The organism is Allofournierella sp. CML151 (assembly GCF_027853465.1).
Lineage (GTDB): Bacteria > Bacillota > Clostridia > Oscillospirales > Ruminococcaceae > Allofournierella.
In genome coordinates, this window is sequence record NZ_JAPNNW010000050.1 from 1 (window position 1) to 521 (window position 521).

1 protein-coding gene is annotated in these 521 nt (G+C 52.6%); it reads left to right on the forward strand.

Annotated features, from left to right (window positions below; translation table 11 throughout):
• A partial coding sequence (locus tag PH256_RS15205) for a transposase (RefSeq protein WP_270914831.1) occupies positions 1 to 521 on the forward strand: 521 nt, incomplete at both ends.

The following is a 521-nucleotide window of genomic DNA, read 5'->3' on the forward strand; positions in this document are numbered from 1 at the left end:
GTGGTGGCGGACAGCGCCTACAAAACGCCTTGGATCTGCAAAAGGATCTTCGGGAGCGGCCGCGTTCTTTCCACTTGCTATACCCGTCCCAAGACCAAAGAGAACGGCCATCCCTGGTGGATGTATGTGTATGACGAGTACTTTGATGATGTGATCTGCCCGGAGTACCGTGCGCTGCATTATTCCACCACAAACCGGGAGGGCTACCGGGAATACAAAAGCCGGGCTTATCTTTGCAAAAGCTGTCCTACCAGAGGGATATGTACCGAAAGCTCCAGGTGCGAGAAAACGGTGATGCGCCATATCTGGCAGGACTATGTGGAGATGGCGGAGCATGTCCGGTATATGCCGGTGTACAAAGAACTGTACCGGCTGCGAAAAGAGAAGATCGAGCGTGTATTTGCCGATGCGAAAGAAAAGCACGGCATGCGTTACACCCAGTACAGAGGCTTGGCCCAGGTGACAAACTGGGTGAAGCTTAAATTTGCTGCCATGAATCTGAAAAAGCTGGCCACCTGGAA